Raw genomic sequence first — 17,956 nt, forward strand, 5'->3', positions numbered from 1 at the left:
GGCCCGGCCTCAGCCGCGCGACCACGTCCGCGCGACGCGCTCCACGAGGGCGCGCGGGTCGCCGTCGCCCCACGCGTACGCGCCGCTGAGCCCCGCGGCGGCCTGCTCTCGGCGCCCGGCGACGACCGCGCGCGCCACCACGACGACGGGGAGCGCGTGCTGGGCGGCGCGGGAGGCGACCTCGTGGACCGTCCCGTCCCCCAGCTCGTGCGCCCCGAGCTCGTCGGCGAGCACCACGACGACGTCCGCGCCCGCGAGGAGCGCGTCGAGCCCCAGGTCGTCGGCCACGACGCGCAGCGCGGGCACGAGCCGGCCGCCCAGCGCAACGACGGTGTGGGCGAGGCCGCCCCCGCTCCCGGCCCCCGGCAGGCCCGCCAGGCGACGGCCGGCCGTCGACGCGGCGAGGAGGTCCCGCCCGGCGAGCGCGCCGCCGCGGTCCGTGTCGTCCGCCGCCACACGGTCGACGGCGGACGCCACGGCGTGCGCGACCGCGCCCAGCGTGCGCTCGAGGTGCTGGGCCACCGCCGGGTCCACGCCCCGGGCGTCGAGCGTCGCGCTCGCCCCGTGCAGCCCGAGCAGCGGGACGTCGGCCGCGACGGCCGCCACGAGGTCGGTGCCGCCCAGAGCGGCCCGTGCGGCGCGCACGACGTCCGCCGGGAGGGCGGTCGGGGGTCCTCCGTCGCGCTCCGGCGCCCCCGCGAGCGCCAGGAGGGCACCGAGCCCGGCGTCGTGGCTCGTGCTCCCGCCCGTCGCGAGGACGACGCGGCCGGGCGCTCCGCCTGGACCGCGCGCGGCGTCGGCCGCGAGCGCCAGGAGGTGCCCGACGGCGGTCGAGGACCGCGCGGGCACGGCCACCGGCCGCGCGTCGACCTCGAGCACCTCGCCCGCGCCGGTCGCGGGCACCTGGGACGCGTCCGCGTAGACGGTCCGTCGCCCGACCGTGGCGTCGTCGCCCGGCGTCCGGCGGTGCACCGCGACGGGGACGTCGCCCCCGTCCGGCCCCGGGACCACCCCGGCGAGGACCTCCGGCGCGACGGGGGCGACCGCCTCGAGGAACGCGGGCCCGGACGCCGCGAGCGCCACGGTCTCGACCTCGGCGTGCGGCGACCACCAGCCCGCGACGTCGTCGAGCGTCGGCCCGGCGGGCGGCGACGAGGTCTTCCCGGCCGGCCACGCGCCGTCGGGCACGGGCGGGACGGCGGAGCCGGTGAGCAGCACGCGCATGCCCGGATTGTGCCAGGGCCAGGGCCGTCCGATCCCCGCGGGACGCCCGCTCGACCGTGGCGGCGCTGTGCGACGATGGTCCCGTGAGCACTGGTAGCACCTTGCTGTCGTCCGTGAGCGGGCCGAACACCTCGCGCCAGGGCGGGTTCGCCGAGCCCAGTCCTTCCGCCCTGCTCCTGCTGGGACAGGGCCGTGACCTCGCGTCCGAACGCGGGGTCGAGTGCGTGGGCGAGCTGCCCGCGCCGAGCGACCCGGACCTCGTGGAGCGCGCCCGGGTGGCGCGCGCCGCCCTGGGCGAGCGCGCGTTCGTGCTCGGTCACCACTACCAGCGCGACGAGGTCATCGACTTCGCCGACGTGACGGGCGACTCGTTCAAGCTCGCGCGCGAGGCCGCGGCGCGGCCCGAGGCGGAGTTCATCCTGTTCTGCGGCGTGCACTTCATGGCCGAGAGCGCGGACATCCTCACGTCGGACACGCAGCAGGTCGTGCTGCCGGACCTCGCGGCCGGCTGCTCGATGGCGGACATGGCGGCGATCGACCAGGTCGAGGACGCGTGGGACGTGCTCGAGGAGGTCGGCATCGCCGACTCGACGATCCCCGTGACGTACATGAACTCCTCGGCCGCGATCAAGGCGTTCACGGGTCGCCACGGCGGCACGGTGTGCACCTCGTCGAACGCGGAGGTCGCGCTGCGCTGGGCGTTCGACCAGGTCGGTGGTGTGGACGGCACGGGCAAGGTGCTGTTCCTGCCGGACCAGCACCTCGGCCGCAACACCGCGGTCCTCAAGCTCGCGATGTCGCTCGACGACTGCGTCGTGTTCGACCCCCGCAAGCCGAACGGCGGCCTCACCGACGCCGAGCTGCGCGACGCGCGCATGATCCTGTGGCGCGGGCACTGCTCGGTGCACGGGCGGTTCTCCGCGAAGAACGTCAGCGACATGCGCGCCGCGGTGCCGGACGTCAACGTGCTCGTGCACCCGGAGTGCAAGAACGAGGTCGTCACGGCCGCGGACTTCGTCGGGTCGACGGAGTACATCATCAAGATGCTCGACGCCGCAGAGCCCGGCTCGTCGTGGGCGATCGGGACCGAGCTCAACCTGGTGCGCCGCGTCGCGCGCGCCCACCCGGACAAGCAGGTGCACTACCTCGACTCGACGGTGTGCTTCTGCTCGACGATGAACCGGATCGACCTGCCGCACCTCGTGTGGGCGATGGAGTCGCTCGTCGCGGGCCGCGTGGTGAACCGGATCGTCGTGGACGCCGACGACGCGCACTGGGCGCGCGTCGCGCTCGACCAGATGCTCGCCCTGCCGGGCATCTAGGCAGTACCCGCCGGGCTCCCACCGCGCCCGGCGGCGACGTCCGGGGCACGCGGAGGTGGCCATGAGCACCGGGAACGGGATGAACGTCGGCATCTTCGTCTTCGACGAGGCGGAGGAGCTGGACGTCGCCGGGCCGTTCGAGGTGCTGTCCGCCTGGGCCGAGCACTCCGCCCTCAAGCCGCACGTGTCCACGTTCTCGTGGGACGGCGGTGGCGTGCGCCTCGCCAAGGGGCTGCGCCTGCTCCCGGACCGGTCCGCGGACGACGTCGGCCCCCTGCACCTGCTCGTCTATCCCGGCGGGTGGGGCACCCGCTCCCTGCTCGCGGACCGCGTGCACCTCGAGTGGCTGCGCGCGATGCGCGCCCAGACCCCCGTCATCGCGAGCGTGTGCACGGGCTCGCTCGTGCTCGCCGCCGCGGGCCTGCTCGCGGGGCGGCCCGCGACGACGCACTGGGAGCACTACGACGAGCTCGCGGAGATCGACCCGAGCATCGTGGTCGACACCGAGGCGCGGTTCGTCGACGACGGCGACGTCGTCACGTCCGCGGGCGTGTCCGCGGGGATCGACATGGCGCTGCACCTCGTCGCCCGGCTGGAGAGCGACGAGGTCGCGCGCGCGGTGCGGCGAGCGATCCAGTACGACCCCGACCCGCCCGTCTGAGACGGGACGACCGGCGCAGCGCGCGAGGGTCAGACGCCGGCGGCGACCGCCGCCCGGCGTGCCGTGGCGGCGTAGCGGCCGGTGCGGTGCGCCCAGACGTCGAAGAGGACGGTGCAGAAGGGCGGGACCGTCGCGGCGAGCGCGAGGAAGGTCGTCCAGAGCGACCAGCGGACGCGCACGGCGACGAGCAACGCGAGCGCCACGTAGACGAGCACGAGCCCGCCGTGGACCGGTCCGAAGATCTCCACGCCGCGCTCGGTCGTGCCGGCGACCCACTTGAGGTACATGCCGACGAGCAGCCCGGCCCAGGAGAACGCCTCGGCGATCGCGACCGCCCGGAAGGCGCGGACCTGCCACGGGTGCGCCGGGGTGGACCCGGCGTCGGGGGTGGCGGTGGGGCGAGGGGCGGGGCTCGTCGTCGTCACGGCGCGCATCCTCGCACACGGAGATGACAGGCGTTCCCAGGCGTCGGCGGCCACAAGTACCCGATACCGCTGGTGCGAGGTAGTAGCCTGCCCGGGTGACCCGCCAGATCCAGCTCCTCGTCGCCAGCACGATGCCGCGCAAGGCCGTGCCGGGCCGCGGCGTCCTCGAGCCGTCCGTCACCCGGATGCGCGTGCACCCGGGCGACCTCGACTTCTACCTGCACGTCAACAACGGCGTGTACCTGCAGATGATGGACGTCGCACGCAGCAACTTCATCGCCGACCTCGGCGGGTTCCCCCTGCTCAAGGACAAGGGCTGGTACCCCGTCGTCGCGGCGTCGACCATGAAGTACCGCCGCTCCCTGCAGCTCTGGGACCGCTTCGAGATCGCGACGCGCGTCCTCGGGTGGGACGAGCGCGTCGTCTACCTCGAGCAGGTGTTCTCGCGCGGCGGCGACCTGTGCGCACGCGGCCTCGTCGCGGGCCGGTTCCTGGCGCGCGGGTCCGGCGACCGGATCGCCGCGCCCGCCGTCGTCGGGCTCCTCGGCGGTGACGTCGCCTCGCCCGAGCTCCCGGACGACGTCGCCCGGTGGTCCCGGGCGGTGGACGTCGCGCACCGCGGCTGACGACGGACCCTGGCCCCGCAGGGAGCCGGGTGCTTCGATGGTGCGGTGACCGCCGACCGAGCACCTGACCCCGATCCGTCCCCGGACCAGCCCGCCACCGACCCGTTCGACGCGACCATGGTCCCGGCCCTCCCGTGCCGCGACATCGACGAGCTGCGCGACTTCTGGACCGCGCTCGGCTTCGACGTGACCTACCGCCAGCTCCGACCCAACCCGTACCTCGCGGTCCGCCGCGGCGGCGTGGACATCCACTACTTCGGGCTCGACGGGCTCGAGCCGCAGGACAGCTACAGCACCTGCATCGTCGTCGTGGAGGACACGGCGCCGGTCTTCGAGGCGTTCGCCGCGGGGCTGCGCGCCCGCTACGGACGGCTCCCCCTCACGGGCTTTCCCCGGATCACCCGACCCCGACGGCGCGCGAACGCGGGCGGCACGACGGGTTTCAGCCTCGTGGACCCCGCCGGCAACTGGGTCCGCGTGATGCGCCGCTCCCCCGCAGCGGCGGCGCCGGCCACGGACGCGGCCGGGGCGTCCGCCGTCGACGCGTACGCCGCCCGCCCCGAGGGGCGGCTCGCCCGGGCGCTGGACGACGCCGTCGTGCAGGCCGACTCGCACGGCGACCCCGTCCAGGCGCGCAAGATCCTCGCGGGCGCGCTCCGGCGCGCCGGGGACGACGCCGACGCGGCCGACCGCGTGCGCGCCCTCGCCTACCTCGCCGAGCTCGCTGTCCGCGTGGGCGAACCCGACGCGGCACGCACGCATCTCGCGGACCTCGACGCGCTGGCGGGCGCCCTCGGCCCGGACGTGCGCGACGCCGTCGGGCCGACGCTCGCCGAGGCGGCCGACCTGCGGGCGGCGCTCCCCGGCTGACCGGTCGAGCGCCGCCCGGGCCGGGCAGCCGGGGTCAGGCGACCGCGCCGCCGAGCCGGGCGAGCAGGAGCGCCTCGGCGAGCACGACCTTCTCGAGCTCGCCGAGGTGCACCGACTCGTTCGCGCCGTGGGCGCGGGAGTCCGGGTCCTCGACGCCCGTCACGAGGATCGCCGCGTCGGGGAACACCTCGAGCAGGTCGGCGATGAACGGGATCGACCCGCCCACGCCGATGTCGACGGGGTCGGTGCCCCACGACGTCGCGAAGGCCCACCGCGCGGCCCGCATCGCCTCGGAGTCACCTGGGGCGAGGAACGGCTTGCCCTGCTCGCCGTCGCGCACCGTGACGCGCGCGCCGAGGGGCGCGTTCTCCTCGAGGTGCGTGCGCAGGGCCGCCATCGCGGCGGCCGGGTCCTGCCCGGGCGCGAGCCGCACCGAGAGCTTGGCGGTGGCGCGCGGGGTGAGCGTGTTGGACGCGTGCGCGACGCTCGGCGCGTCGAGCCCGATGACGGCGATCGCGGGCTTGGTCCACAGCCGCCCGGCGATGCTGTCCTCCCCGGCGAGCACCGTGCCGTCGAGGAGCGAGGAGTCCGCCCGGAAGTCCGCCTCGGCGTAGTCGACCGTCGGCTCGGCCGCCGTGACCAGCCCGGGCACGGCGACGTTGCCCGCGTCGTCGTGCAGGGTCGTGATCAGGCGCGCGAGCAGCGTCACCGCGTCGAGCACGGGTCCGCCGAACATGCCCGAGTGCACCGCGTGGTCGAGCACCGCCACCTCGACCTCGCAGTCCACGAGGCCGCGCAGCGACGTCGTGAGCGCGGGGACGCCGATCTTCCAGTTCGACGAGTCCGCGACGACGATGACGTCCGCCGCGAGCAGGTCGCGGTACTGCGTGAGGAACGGCAGGAACGTCGGCGAGCCGATCTCCTCCTCGCCCTCGACGAACACCGTCACCCCGACCGGGAGCTCACCCAGCCGGGTGAGGGCACGCAGCGCGCCCAGGTGCGCCACGACGCCCGCCTTGTCGTCGGCCGCGCCGCGGCCGTACAGGCGCCCGTCGCGCTCGGTCGGCTCGAACGGGTCGGTCTCCCAGGTGGCGGCGTCGCCCGGGGGCTGCACGTCGTGGTGCGCGTACAGGAGGACGGTCGGCGCGCCGTCGGGCGCAGGACGGCGCGCCACGACGGCGGGCGCGCCCTCCGTGCCGTCGGCGGTCCGGGCGCGCAGCACCTGCACCTCGGGCAGGCCGGCGTCGCGCAGGAGCGCGGCCACGGCGTCGGCGCTCGCCGCGACGTGCGCCGGGTCGAAGGCGGCGTTCGAGACGCTCGGCACGCGCACGAGCGACTCGAGGTCGGCGCGCAGCGCGGGGAACAGGCGGGCGACGGTCTCGCGGAGCGTGGTCGCGAGCTCTGGGCCGGTCGCGGTGCCGGGCGCGGCGTCGGGCGCGGCGTCGGGCGCAGGGATGGTGGGGTCGGGTGAGTTCGTCACGACGAGCACCGTACGACACCATGAGCCGCCGGTCCTGGGACCGGCGTCCGGCACTGCCCCGGCTCGACTACCCTGGAGGGGTGTTCTCCCGCAACAAGCCCGCCGCGACGTCCGCCGCCCCCGACCCCGTCGAGCAGGCGGCCGAGATCGAGCAGGCCGGCAAGGGCCGCCCGACGCCCAAGCGCAAGGTCTCCGAGGCCGCGAACAAGCGACCCCTCGTGCCGAACGACCGTCGTGCCGCCGCGAAGTCCGCGCGGGAGAAGCAGCGCGAGATGCGCGACCGCCAGTACCAGGCGATGCAGACGGGCGACGAGCGCTACCTGCCGCCCCGCGACAAGGGCCCGGTCAAGCGGTACGTGCGCGAGTACGTCGACGCGCGCTGGAACCTCGGCGAGTTCTTCCTGCCCGTCGCGCTGGTGTTCATCGTCTTCTCGTTCCTCACCGCGCAGAACCAGGACCTCGCGTTCCTCACGGTGATGACGCTCTACGTCATCGTGCTGCTGACCGTCGTGGACGGCTTCATCATGTGGCGCCGGCTGCGCAAGCGCCTGCTCGCGAAGTTCGGCGAGATCCCCAAGGGCACCGTCATGTACGCCGTCATGCGCGCCTTCCAGCTCCGCCGCGCGCGTCTGCCCAAGCCGACGCACAAGAAGCACGGCGTCTTCCCGGAGTAGCGGTCCGCTCTCCCGGCCTCCCGGTCCCGATAGCCTCGACGTCATGGTGCACCGCGTGACCGACCTCGAGAGCTTCACGCCGCAGATCTCCGAGGCGGTGGTCGCGGACCTCCGGTCCCGCCTCCGCGCGACCCGGTGGGTCGACGCCCCGGACGGGCTCGGGTGGGACGCCGGCACGGACGTCGCGTACCTGCGCGACCTGGTCGCGTACTGGGCCGACGGCTTCGACTTCGCCGCGCACCAGGCACAGCTCTCCGCGCTCCCGAGCCGTCGCGCGACGATCGACGGGACCCGCGTCCACCTCCTCCACGCGCTCGCGACCCGGCGTCCCGGTGACGCGCCCCCGCTCCCGCTCCTGCTCGCGCACGGCTGGCCCGACTCCGCGTGGCGATACCGCAAGGTCGTACCGCTCCTGACCGACCCGGGCCACCCCACGGCCCCGGGCGGTGCGGGGCGACGCACCTTCGACCTCGTCGTCCCCGACATGCCGGGCTTCGGCTTCTCCGACGTCCCCTCCGGCCCGACCCCGGACAACCGCGCGGTCGCCGCCCTGTGGGCCGAGCTCATGACCGCGCTCGGCTACGACCGGTTCCTCGTCGCGGGCGGGGACATGGGCAGCCACGTCGCCCGGTTCCTCGCCCTCGACTTCCCCGACCGGGTCATCGCCGTGCACCGCACCGACGCCGGGCTGCCCCTGTTCACGGGTGACCCCGCGTCCCTCACGCCCCAGGAGCGCGACTGGCTCGACGAGAGCGCACGGTGGCGCACGACCGAGGGCGGCTACGCCGCCGTGCAGGCCACGAAGCCGCAGTCGCTGGCGGTCGGCCTCACCGACTCCCCCGCCGGTCTCGCGGCCTGGGTCGTCGAGAAGCTGCGGTCGTGGAGCGACTGCGGCGGCGACCTCGAGTCCGTCTACACGCGTGACGAGGTCCTCGCCCTCCTCACCGAGCACTGGGCAGCCGGCAACGTCGGGGCCGGCGTCCGCGCCTACCGGGCCAACGCCGCGATCCCGCGCGAACAGCTCTCCCGCCGCGTCGAGGTGCCGTCCGGCTTCTCGGTGTTCGCCGGTGACGTCGTGCGGCCCCCACGGGCCTGGCTCGACCGCGTCGCGAACACCGTCTACGCCACCGAACCGCCCCGCGGCGGCCACTTCGCCCCGTTCGAGCAGCCCGAGAGCTACGCCCACGAGCTGCGGTCGTTCGTCGGGCTGCTGTAGCCGACCGACCACGGACGAGGTGCGCGGGTCGGCCTCGCACGGCGCAGCGAACGTCAGGACCCATCTCGCCACGTCGGGGGCGCGGGCTCTCCCGCGTCGGGTCCCGTCGGCGAGACGGCGCGCGGTCGCACGCGCCGTAGGCTCGACACCATGCGCTACCGATACCTCGGCAACTCCGGCCTCAAGATCTCCGAGATCACCTACGGCAACTGGCTCACCCACGGCTCCCAGGTCGAGAACGACGTCGCGACGGCGTGCGTCCATGCGGCCCTCGACGCCGGCATCTCGACGTTCGACACCGCGGACGTCTACGCGAACACGAAGGCAGAGCAGGTCCTCGGCGACGCCCTGAAGGGCCAGCGACGCGAGTCGCTCGAGATCTTCACCAAGGTCTACTGGCCCACCGGGCCCGGCGGCCCCAACGACACCGGGCTGTCGCGCAAGCACGTCATGGAGTCGATCAACGGGTCGCTGCAGCGCCTCGGCACCGACTACGTCGACCTCTACCAGGCGCACCGGTACGACACGGAGACGCCGCTCGAGGAGACGATGCAGGCGTTCGCCGACATCGTCCGGCAGGGCAAGGCCCTGTACATCGGTGTCTCCGAGTGGACCGCCGACCAGATCCGCGCCGGCGCCGCGCTCGCGAAGGAGCTGGGCTTCCAGCTCATCTCCTCCCAGCCGCAGTACTCGATGCTGTGGCGCGTCATCGAGGACGAGGTCGTGCCGACCTCGCGCGAGCTGGGCCTGTCCCAGATCGTCTGGTCCCCGATGGCCCAGGGCGTGCTGTCCGGCAAGTACCTGCCCGGCCAGGCGGCACCCGCCGGGTCGCGCGCGGCCGACGAGAAGGCGGGCCGCGGCGGGATCTCGCAGTTCATGACCGACGACGTCCTCACGCGCGTGCAGAACCTCAAGCCCGTCGCGGAGGAGCTGGGGCTCACCATGCCGCAGCTCGCGGTCGCGTGGGTCCTGCAGAACGACAACGTCGCGGCGGCGCTCGTGGGCGCCTCCCGACCCGAGCAGGTCGCCGAGAACGTCAAGGCGTCGGGCGTGACGATCCCGGCCGAGCTCCTGGCGCGCATCGACGACGTCCTCGGGGACGCCGTCGAGCGCGACCCGGGCAAGACCGCCGAGAACGCGCCGCAGACACGCGTCGTCTGACTCCGGCGCACCGCGCGCGACGACGGCCCCGGCGGCGGTCCGCCGGGGCCGTCGTCGTCTCCTCACCGGCCGGGCTCGGGCATGCCTCCCTCGTCCGGCCGGGGGCCTGTGGTCGCGGCGACCGGCTCCCGCGGCTCCGTCCCGACGTGCGCCCGTCGGCGTGCCCGGGCGCGGGCAGGGCGCGGGCCCGCGAGCCCTCGCGGGGCGAACCAGCGCGCGGTGAGCTGGACGATCGGCCCGACGCCCAGCGCGTAGGCGATCGTCGCCCAGCCCAGCGTGCCGCCGAGCACCCAGCCCAGCGACACGACGACGACCTCGATGAGCGTGCGCACGAGGCGCACCGACCACCCGGTGCGCGCGACCAGACCGGTCATGAGCCCGTCGCGCGGGCCGGGCCCGAGGCGCACCCCGAGGTACGCCGAGGTCGCGAGCCCGTTGAGCACGATCCCGCCGACGGCGAGCGCGACGCTCGCGGCGACGCCGGGGTCGGGCACGAGGCGCGTCACGAGCGCGATCGCCGGGTCGATGGTCAGGGTGATGACGACGACGTTCGCGATCGTCCCGATCCCGGGGCGCTGACGCAGCGGGATCCACGCGAGCAGCGCGAGCACGCTGAGCGACCCGACGACGACGCCGAACGGCAGCCCGGTACGGAGCACGACGCCCTGGTGCAGGACGTCCCACGGCATCCCGCCCTGCCCGGCGTGGAGCAGCATCACCATGGAGAGCGCGTAGGCGAGGAGGCCGAGGAGGAGCTGGACGGCACGACGGGTGGGGCTCATGCGAGCCATCCTGACGACCAAGTGGCATCGACATCCATAGCCAATCGCGAGAGAGTGGCCCCATGAGCCTCGCCCCGCTCGGGTCCGTCGACGTCCACCGCCACCTCTCCCCCGCTGCCGCGGCGCGGCTGCTGGGACGCTGGCACGCGGGCGGCCCCGCGTACACCGCCCTGGCCGACGCGCTGCGCGCCGCCGTCCTCGCCGGCACGCTCGCCCCGCACACGCGGCTCCCGTCCGAGCGCGACCTCGCCGTCGCGCTCGGCGTCTCCCGCACCACCACGGCGGCCGCGTACGGGCGGCTGCGCGAGCTGGGGTTCGCTCGCTCGCGCACGGGGTCGGGGACCGTCGTCGTGCTCCCTCGTGCGACGCGGCCCCGGGCCGCGCCCCGCGCCCGCGGGGGCGACGCCCCGCCCACGCCCGCGCCCCACGTCGCGCCGATCGACCTCGCCGACCTCTCCCAGGCGACGTCCGCCGCCCCGAGCGGGCTGCACGGCGCCTATTCGCGCGCGCTCGAACGCCTCCCCGAGCACCTGTCCGGGGGCGGGTACGAGCCGTACGGCGTCGTCGCCCTGCGCGAGGCGATCGCCGACCACCACACCCGGCGCGGCACGCCGACGACGCCCGACGAGGTCCTCGTCACGACCGGCGCCCAGCACGCGATCACGACCCTCGCCGGCACGCTCCTCGGCACCGGGGACCGCGCCGTCGTGCAGTCGCCGACGTACTACCACGCGATGGAGGCGCTCCGGCGCGCGGGAGCACGGCTCGTCCCCGTCCCCGTGGGGCGCGGTGACCGGGAGGCGCACCCCGGCCGCGAGCGGGACGCGCCCGGGTTCGACGTCGACCTCTTCGGCTCGACGCTGCGCCAGGTCTCGCCGCGGCTGGTGTACCTCGTGCCGGACTTCCACAACCCGACCGCCTACACGCTCACGGCCGAGGAACGGGCCGGGGTGCGCGACGCCGCGGCGCGGCACCGCGTGACCGTCGTCGGGGACGAGACCCTCACGGACCTCGACCTCGACGGCGACCCCGACGCCGTCGGCCCCGTCGTCGAGCCGCTCGCCGGCGACGGGACGTCGCCGTACGTCGTCACCGTGGGGTCGGCGTCCAAGTCGTTCTGGGGCGGGCTGCGCGTCGGGTGGGTCCGCGCGCACCCCGACCTCGTCGCGCGTCTCGCACGCACACGACAGTCCGCCGACATCGCGACCGCGGTGCTCGAGCAGCTCGCCGTGGTCGAGCTGCTCGACGACGCGGGCAGCGTGCTCGCCGAGCGCCGCCGGATGCTGCGCGCACAGCGCGACCTGCTGTGCGGGCTCCTGGGCGCGGCCCTCCCCGACTGGCGCGTGCACGTCCCGGAGGGCGGGTTGTCCCTGTGGGTCGACGTGGGCGCGCCCGTCGCCCAGGCGCTCGCGGCCGCGGCCGCCGCGGAGGGCGTCCTGGTCAACGCCGGCCCGACGTTCACCCCCGACGGCAGCGCCGCGGACCGGCTGCGCCTCACGTTCTCGCGGCCGCCCGAGGAGCTGGAGCGGGCGGTGCCCCGGCTCGCCGCCGCATGGTCACGCGTGGCGGGCTGACGCCGCCCCGGGCCGTCGGTGGGCGACGACCGCGGTCAGCGGGACCGGAGCTCGACGGGCGCGGTCGCCTGCGCGCCGTCGTGCAGGAGCCGCGCGACGGCGGCGCCCTCGGCGGCCAAGGTCCGCCACGTCTCGCCGAGCCACTGCTCGGCGTCGTACTGCGTCGTGAAGACGGGGCTCACGGGGGCGGCGAGGACACGGCCCTCGGCGTCGTCGAGCTCCCAGACCCACTGCGGCCGGATCATCGTGCCTCCCTCGCCTCGGCGCCGCGCACGTGCTCGCCCGGCTCCGGGTGGCGCGCGAGCGACCGGTTGATGCGCGCCGCCCAGAGCGGGCCCTGGTAGAGGAACCCGGTGTACCCCTGGACGAGGTCGGCGCCCGCGTGCAGGTAGTCACGAGCGTCGTGCGCGGTCGTGATGCCCCCGACGCCGATGATCGCGCGCCGCGCACCGAGGCGCTCGCGCAGGCGCGCGACCACGGCGAGGCCCCGGGCGCGGACGGGCGGGCCGGACAGCCCACCGGGCCCGCGGTCGTGCCCGATCGTCGTGTTCACCGCGACGACGCCGTCGAGGTCGAGCTCGTCGACGAGGTCGGCGACCGCGTCCACGTCCTCGTCCGCGAGGTCGGGCGCGATCTTGACGAGCAGCGGCACGCGGGCGACGCCGGCGTCCGCGGTCGACGTGTCGGCGGCCTCCCGCACCGCCACGAGGATCGGCCGCAGCGACTCGACCTCCTGGAGGTCGCGCAGGCCCGGGGTGTTGGGCGAGGAGACGTTGACGACGAGGTAGTCGGCGTAGGGCGCGAGCAGGCCCGCGCTCGTCGCGTAGTCCGCGGCGGCCTCGGCCGCGGGCGTGACCTTCGTCTTGCCGATGTTGGCGCCCACGAGCACGGCGCGCCCCGACCTCGTCGAGCGCAGCGCCTCGAGCCGACGAGCGGCCGCCGCGGCGCCCTCGTTGTTGAAGCCCATGCGGTTGCGCACGCCCATCACGTCGAGCTCGCGCCACAGCCGCGGCTTCTCGTTGCCCGGCTGCGCGTGCGCCGTGACCGTGCCGATCTCGACGAACGCGAAGCCGAGCATCGTCAGCCCGCGCACGGCGCGCGCGTCCTTGTCGAACCCGCCCGCGAGGCCGAAGGGCGCGGGGAAGACCTTGCCCAGGACCTCGACGCTGCCCCGGCCCCCGGCCGCGCGACCCAGGTACGGCGCGAGCGCCCCCTGCACGACGTCGCGCAGCACCGGCACGCGGCCGACGGCCCCGATGAGGTCGAACGCGACGTGGTGGGCGCGCTCGGGGTCCATGCGGCGGAAGACGGTGTCGAAGAGCAGTCCGTAGAGGAGCGGTCGGCGGCGGGTCATGCGGCGTCCTCCGGGGCGTCGGTGGCGGTGCGGGTGCTGGTGGCGCTCGGGGCGGTGGCCTGCGAGAGGGCTCCCGGACGGGTGTGCCAGAGCCACCACAGCCCCACGAAGGGCAGGACGAGCGGCACGTAGCCGTAGCCCTGGCCGAAGCCGGACCAGACGGTGGCACGGGGGAAGGCCTCGGGGTCGGCGAGCGAGAAGGCGCCGACGGCGAGCACGCCGACGAGCTCGACGCCCACCGCGACCCACGCGACGCGGCGCGCGACGGCACCGCCGCGCGCGAGCGCGACCGTGGCGACGACGTACACGGCCGCCGCGAGCGCCGACAGGGCGTAGGCGACGGGTGCCTCGTGCCAGTCGCGCAGGAGCTGGACAGCGGCCCGGGCCGTGGCCGCGAGGGCGAAGATGCCGTACACGGCGACGAGCACCCGCCCGAAGCCGGTGTTCGTGCGTCGCGGTCGGGGCGTCGTACCGTGCGCCGTCGGCGTCGCCGAGGAGTCCGTCCCGTCCGGGGCGGAGGGTGCGCTCATGGCGTGGACCTCCAGGTCAGGCGTTCCAGATCTGCCACAGCCGCCACTCGAGGAACGCGACCGTGAGCGCGGCGACCGCGAGCACGACGGAGCTCCAGCGCGAGCGCTCGGCGAACGCCCACAGCGCGGCGACGGGCAGGATGAAGAGGGTGGTCACGAGGTATCCCCACAGCAGCACGGGGTCGCTCGGCGCGGTCCCGGTGGCGCCGAGCACGCCCACCACCACCGCCTGCACGAGGATCAGACCCTCGACCACCGCCGCCCCCCAGAGCTGGCGCAGGATGACCGCGCGGTCGCGCGCGACGAACACGAGCGCCCACGCGGCGAGCGCGACGCACGCCGCGACCACGAGCAGCAGGAGGGGAAGGACCACGCGGCCGAGCGTACCGGGGGCGACCCGCGGCCACGGAATCCGTCCACGGTCCCGCCGGCCTCGCGGGGGCACCGGCGGCGTCCCCGGGGATAGCATCGCGGGGTGGCTGAACTGACCGTCTCCAGCAAGAATCCCGCCGGTGCCAAGGTCGACGCACTCGTCGTCGGCACCCACACGACGTCCGACGGCGTCGCGATCGTCGGGGGCGACCTGCCCCGCCCGGTGGTCGCCGCCCTCGAGCACCTCGCGCCCGCGCTCGGCATCACGGGCGCGGCCGACGAGGTCCGCAAGGTCCCCGCCGGGCCCGAGCTCAAGGCCGACGTGCTCGTCCTCGTGGGCCTGGGCTCGCGGCGCGCCGACGGCACCTTCAGCACCGAGGCGCTGCGCCGCGCCGCCGGTGCCGCGCTGCGCGCGCTCGCCGGCACGGCGTCGGTCGCCGTCGCGCTGCCCGTCGAGGACGAGGCCGAGCTCGGCGCCGTCGCCGAGGGCGCGCTGCTCGGCGCCTACGGGTTCGCGCGCTACCGCACGGGCGAGGCGGCGGCCTCGGCCGCGAGCCGCCCGCCCGCCACCGTCGAGGTCCTCGCCGCGAGCGCACGCAGCTCCGCGGCCAAGGCCGCCGTCGAGCGGGCCAAGGTCGTCGCGGCCGCGGTCAACGCGACGCGCGACCTCGTCAACGCGGCGCCCAACGACCTCTTCCCGGCCGCGTTCGCCGACGTCGCGAAGCAGGCCGTCAAGGATTCCGGTGCCAAGGGCCTCAAGGTCACGGTGCTCGACGACAAGGCGCTCGCCGCGGGCGGCTACGGCGGCCTGGTCGGCGTGGGCCAGGGCTCGGCGCGCGGTCCGCGCCTCGTCAAGGTCGCCTACGCGCCGTCGCGCCCCGCCGCGAAGGTGGCGCTCGTCGGCAAGGGCATCACGTTCGACTCGGGCGGCATCTCGATCAAGCCCGCCAAGGGCATGGAGGCCATGAAGTCCGACATGGCCGGCGCCGCCGCCGTGCTCCAGACGGTCGTCGCCGCCGCGCGCCTCGGGCTGCCCGTGGCCGTGACGGGCTGGCTGTGCCTCGCGGAGAACATGCCGTCGGGCACCGCGCAGCGCCCGTCGGACGTCATCACGATCCGCGGCGGCAAGACCGTCGAGGTGCTCAACACCGACGCCGAGGGCCGCCTCGTCATGGCCGACGGCCTCGTCGCCGCGGTCGAGGAGAAGCCGGACGTCGTGCTCGACGTCGCGACGCTCACCGGCGCGCAGATGGTCGCGCTCGGCAACCGCGTCTCCGCCGTCATGGGCGCCGACGACGTGCGCGCCGAGGTCGTCACGGCGGCGGACGCGGCGGGCGAGCAGTTCTGGCCCATGCCGCTGCCCGAGGAGCTCGGCGCCTCGCTGAAGTCGAAGGTCGCGGACCTCGCGAACATCGGCGACCGGTTCGGCGGCATGCTCGTCGCGGGCCTCTTCCTCCAGGAGTTCGTCGGCGAGACGCCGTGGGCCCATCTCGACATCGCCGGCCCGGCGTTCAACGAGGGCTCCGCGCACGGGTACACCCCGGTCGGCGGCACGGGCGTCGCCGTCCGTACCCTGCTCGGCCTGGTCGAGGGCCGCGCGCGCCGCTGACCCGGCTCCGCCGAGCAGGTGGTCCTGGTCCGTCCGATCGCCCGGACGAACCAGGACCACCTGATCGACCCGGGCAGATCGCCTGGTCAGGCGGTCAGGAGCTCCGGCGCTGGCGCGAGTTCCAGTCCCGCATGCGCTGCGGGTAGCCGGTGAAGCGGACGTTGTAGACCGGCACGCCCAGCGAGCCGGCGACGTCGAACGCCGTCTTCTCGTCGGGCACGCGGCGGCGCGTCCACTCCCCCGTCGTCGCGATGAGCAGGAGCGTCGCGCCCGTGTCCTGCGTGGGCGGCTCGACGTACGCCTCGACCCCGACGCGCGTGCGCACGAAGTCCTGGAGGTGGGCAAGCGTCGCGCGGCGGGCGTCCGACGGCGCGGCGGAGCCGCCGGTCGCGGACGGGGTCGTCGCGGGGCGGCGGGAGAACAGGCTGGACAGCTTGGGCAGCCGAGGCACAGCGGCAGGGTACAGCGTGACCCTGGTCATACGGTGGGCGCGCTGTCTGCAGCGTCACAGCCGCGAGGCCCTGGTTTCGATTGGGGAGCCCGTGCCCGAGGTGCCAAGATGGCACCCGGAGAACGTTCACGCACCGTGGGCCAGCGGTTCCCGTCCGGCCCGTCGACGTGCCGTGGACGTCCGCCCTCGCTCTCCCCTCGCTGAAGGAGTCGCACGTGGCCGAACCCGGCACACCATTCGACGTCGTCGTCCTGGGCGGAGGCAGCGCCGGCTACGCCACCGCGCTGCGCGCCGCCCAGCTCGGCCTCTCCGTCGCGCTCGTCGAGTCGGGCAAGCTCGGTGGTACCTGCCTGCACAACGGGTGCATCCCCACCAAGGCCCTGCTCCACGCGGCCGAGCTCGCCGACGGCGCCCGCGAGGGCGTGAAGTTCGGCGTCCGCAGCACGTTCGACGGCATCGACATGGCGGGCGTCAACAGCTACAAGGACGGCGTCGTCGCCGGTCTCTACAAGGGACTGCAGGGCCTCGTGTCCTCGCGCGGCATCACGTTCGTCCAGGGCCACGGCCGGCTCGTGTCGCAGGACACCGTCGAGGTCGACGGCACCCGGTACACCGGCCGCCACGTCGTCCTCGCGACGGGCTCGTACTCGCGCTCGCTGCCGGGCCTCGAGATCGCCGGGCGGGTCATCACGTCCGACCAGGCTCTCGGGCTCGACCGGGTCCCGAGGTCCGTCGTCGTCCTCGGCGGCGGCGTGATCGGCGTCGAGTTCGCGAGCGTGTGGAAGTCGTTCGGCGCCGACGTGCAGATCGTCGAGGCGCTGCCCCACCTCGTGCCCAACGAGGACGAGGCGCTCTCCAAGTCGCTCGAGCGGGCGTTCCGCAAGCGCGGCATCACGTTCTCGCTCGGCGACCGGTTCGCGGGCGTCAAGGAGACCGACTCGGGGGTCACCGTCACGCTCGAGTCCGGCAAGACCTTCGAGGCCGAGCTGCTGCTGGTCGCCGTGGGTCGCGGACCGCGCACCGCGGACCTCGGCTTCGAGGCGCAGGGCATCACGCTCGACCGCGGGTTCGTGATCGTCGACGAGCGCCTGCACACGGGCGTCGGGAACATCTGGGCCGCGGGCGACATCGTGCCCGGCCTCCAGCTCGCGCACCGCGGGTTCGCGCAGGGCATCTTCCTCGCGGAGCAGATCGCCGGGCTCGACCCGACGCCGATCGTCGAGTCGTCGATCCCGCGCGTCACGTACTGCGAGCCCGAGATCGCGTCCGTCGGCGTCACGGAGGCCGCGGCGATCGAGACGTGGGGCGCCGACCAGGTCGAGTCCCTCGAGTACAACCTCGCCGGCAACGGCAAGAGCAAGATCCTCGCGACCAGCGGCTTCGTCAAGCTCGTGCGCCGCAAGGACGGGCCCGTCGTCGGCGTGCACATGATCGGCGCGCGCGTCGGCGAGCTCGTCGGCGAGGGCCAGCTCATCGTGGGCTGGGAGGCGTACCCGGAGGACGTCGCCGCCCTGGTCCACGCCCACCCCACCCAGAACGAGGCACTCGGAGAGGCGCACCTGGCACTCGCCGGCAAGCCTCTGCACGCCCACAACTGACCCCAACGATCGAAGGAGACCAGGCAG

General features: G+C 75.0%; 19 protein-coding genes. 10 read left to right on the top strand and 9 right to left on the bottom strand.

Going from position 1 to position 17,956, the window contains the following annotated elements:
• Window positions 1-9: 9 nt before the first annotated feature.
• The gene (locus tag ACFVN3_RS08190; RefSeq protein ID WP_378232272.1) at window positions 10-1,224 is read right to left on the bottom strand and encodes a glycerate kinase; all 1,215 of its coding nucleotides are present in this window, start codon (window positions 1,222-1,224) and stop codon (window positions 10-12) included.
• Between the two features lie 113 nt (window positions 1,225-1,337).
• On the opposite strand from ACFVN3_RS08190, the gene nadA reads away from it, so the two are divergent.
• Together nadA and ACFVN3_RS08200 are read left to right on the top strand one after the other, a co-directional pair.
• A complete protein-coding gene (gene nadA / locus ACFVN3_RS08195; RefSeq protein ID WP_378232359.1) occupies window positions 1,338-2,546 on the top strand; it encodes a quinolinate synthase NadA in 1,209 nt (402 codons plus the stop codon).
• Window positions 2,547-2,607: 61 nt separating this feature from the next.
• On the top strand, window positions 2,608-3,207 hold the full coding sequence (locus ACFVN3_RS08200; RefSeq protein ID WP_378232273.1) for a DJ-1/PfpI family protein: 600 nt from the start codon (window positions 2,608-2,610) through the stop codon (window positions 3,205-3,207).
• Window positions 3,208-3,236: 29 nt separating this feature from the next.
• Here ACFVN3_RS08200 and ACFVN3_RS08205 read toward each other — a convergent pair whose 3' ends face one another.
• Entirely contained in the window at window positions 3,237-3,632 is a 396-nt protein-coding gene (locus ACFVN3_RS08205; protein ID WP_378232274.1) for a DUF3817 domain-containing protein, read from the bottom strand.
• Between the two features lie 95 nt (window positions 3,633-3,727).
• On the opposite strand from ACFVN3_RS08205, the gene ACFVN3_RS08210 reads away from it, so the two are divergent.
• Together ACFVN3_RS08210 and ACFVN3_RS08215 are read left to right on the top strand one after the other, a co-directional pair.
• Window positions 3,728-4,258, top strand: a complete 531-nt coding sequence (locus ACFVN3_RS08210; protein WP_378232275.1) for an acyl-CoA thioesterase — start codon at window positions 3,728-3,730, stop codon at window positions 4,256-4,258.
• A 45-nt stretch (window positions 4,259-4,303) separates the two neighbouring features.
• On the top strand, window positions 4,304-5,128 hold the full coding sequence (locus ACFVN3_RS08215) for a hypothetical protein (RefSeq protein WP_378232276.1): 825 nt from the start codon (window positions 4,304-4,306) through the stop codon (window positions 5,126-5,128).
• Between the two features lie 34 nt (window positions 5,129-5,162).
• Here ACFVN3_RS08215 and ACFVN3_RS08220 read toward each other — a convergent pair whose 3' ends face one another.
• Window positions 5,163-6,608, bottom strand: a complete 1,446-nt coding sequence (locus tag ACFVN3_RS08220) for a dipeptidase (RefSeq protein ID WP_378232278.1) — start codon at window positions 6,606-6,608, stop codon at window positions 5,163-5,165.
• A gap of 80 nt (window positions 6,609-6,688) precedes the next feature.
• On the opposite strand from ACFVN3_RS08220, the gene ACFVN3_RS08225 reads away from it, so the two are divergent.
• The 3 genes from ACFVN3_RS08225 (at window position 6,689) to ACFVN3_RS08235 (ending at window position 9,659) form a co-directional block, all read left to right on the top strand.
• Window positions 6,689-7,282 carry a DUF3043 domain-containing protein gene (locus ACFVN3_RS08225; protein ID WP_378232279.1) on the top strand — a complete coding sequence of 198 codons (594 nt, stop codon included), beginning with the start codon at window positions 6,689-6,691 and terminating at the stop codon, window positions 7,280-7,282.
• Between the two features lie 43 nt (window positions 7,283-7,325).
• Window positions 7,326-8,498 carry an epoxide hydrolase family protein gene (locus ACFVN3_RS08230; RefSeq protein ID WP_378232280.1) on the top strand — a complete coding sequence of 391 codons (1,173 nt, stop codon included), beginning with the start codon at window positions 7,326-7,328 and terminating at the stop codon, window positions 8,496-8,498.
• A 150-nt stretch (window positions 8,499-8,648) separates the two neighbouring features.
• Entirely contained in the window at window positions 8,649-9,659 is a 1,011-nt protein-coding gene (locus ACFVN3_RS08235) for an aldo/keto reductase family protein (protein ID WP_378232281.1), read from the top strand.
• Between the two features lie 62 nt (window positions 9,660-9,721).
• On the opposite strand, the gene ACFVN3_RS08240 is transcribed toward ACFVN3_RS08235, so the two are convergent.
• Window positions 9,722-10,441, bottom strand: coding sequence for a YitT family protein (locus ACFVN3_RS08240; RefSeq protein WP_378232282.1), 720 nt, complete (start codon window positions 10,439-10,441; stop codon window positions 9,722-9,724).
• A gap of 62 nt (window positions 10,442-10,503) precedes the next feature.
• Between ACFVN3_RS08240 and ACFVN3_RS08245 the strand changes: the two genes are divergently transcribed.
• Complete coding sequence (locus tag ACFVN3_RS08245; RefSeq protein ID WP_378232283.1) at window positions 10,504-12,015, top strand: PLP-dependent aminotransferase family protein; 1,512 nt, start codon at window positions 10,504-10,506, stop codon at window positions 12,013-12,015.
• A 35-nt stretch (window positions 12,016-12,050) separates the two neighbouring features.
• On the opposite strand, the gene ACFVN3_RS08250 is transcribed toward ACFVN3_RS08245, so the two are convergent.
• From ACFVN3_RS08250 to ACFVN3_RS08265, 4 genes are read right to left on the bottom strand one after another with little or no spacing between them, the layout of a single operon-like run.
• Window positions 12,051-12,260, bottom strand: a complete 210-nt coding sequence (locus ACFVN3_RS08250) for a hypothetical protein (protein ID WP_205203202.1) — start codon at window positions 12,258-12,260, stop codon at window positions 12,051-12,053.
• A complete protein-coding gene (locus ACFVN3_RS08255) occupies window positions 12,257-13,369 on the bottom strand; it encodes a quinone-dependent dihydroorotate dehydrogenase (RefSeq protein ID WP_378232285.1) in 1,113 nt (370 codons plus the stop codon). The genes ACFVN3_RS08250 and ACFVN3_RS08255 overlap by 4 nt, the downstream gene beginning before the upstream one ends.
• Window positions 13,366-13,899: a hypothetical protein gene (locus tag ACFVN3_RS08260; protein ID WP_378232286.1), complete on the bottom strand. Its 534-nt coding sequence runs from the start codon at window positions 13,897-13,899 to the stop codon at window positions 13,366-13,368. The genes ACFVN3_RS08255 and ACFVN3_RS08260 overlap by 4 nt, the downstream gene beginning before the upstream one ends.
• Window positions 13,900-13,915: 16 nt before the next feature.
• Window positions 13,916-14,272, bottom strand: a complete 357-nt coding sequence (locus ACFVN3_RS08265; RefSeq protein WP_378232288.1) for a hypothetical protein — start codon at window positions 14,270-14,272, stop codon at window positions 13,916-13,918.
• Between the two features lie 102 nt (window positions 14,273-14,374).
• Between ACFVN3_RS08265 and ACFVN3_RS08270 the strand changes: the two genes are divergently transcribed.
• Window positions 14,375-15,880 (top strand): leucyl aminopeptidase, encoded by a 1,506-nt coding sequence (locus ACFVN3_RS08270; RefSeq protein WP_378232289.1) that lies wholly within the window; start codon window positions 14,375-14,377, stop codon window positions 15,878-15,880.
• Between the two features lie 94 nt (window positions 15,881-15,974).
• On the opposite strand, the gene ACFVN3_RS08275 is transcribed toward ACFVN3_RS08270, so the two are convergent.
• Entirely contained in the window at window positions 15,975-16,322 is a 348-nt protein-coding gene (locus tag ACFVN3_RS08275) for an oxidoreductase (protein ID WP_378232360.1), read from the bottom strand.
• Window positions 16,323-16,546: 224 nt separating this feature from the next.
• On the opposite strand from ACFVN3_RS08275, the gene lpdA reads away from it, so the two are divergent.
• On the top strand, window positions 16,547-17,929 hold the full coding sequence (gene lpdA / locus ACFVN3_RS08280; RefSeq protein WP_378232290.1) for a dihydrolipoyl dehydrogenase: 1,383 nt from the start codon (window positions 16,547-16,549) through the stop codon (window positions 17,927-17,929).
• The last annotated feature ends 27 nt before the right edge of the window (window positions 17,930-17,956 follow it).

Source organism: Cellulosimicrobium sp. NPDC057862 (assembly GCF_042797035.1).
In the GTDB taxonomy this organism is placed as follows: Bacteria; Actinomycetota; Actinomycetes; order Actinomycetales; family Cellulomonadaceae; genus Cellulosimicrobium.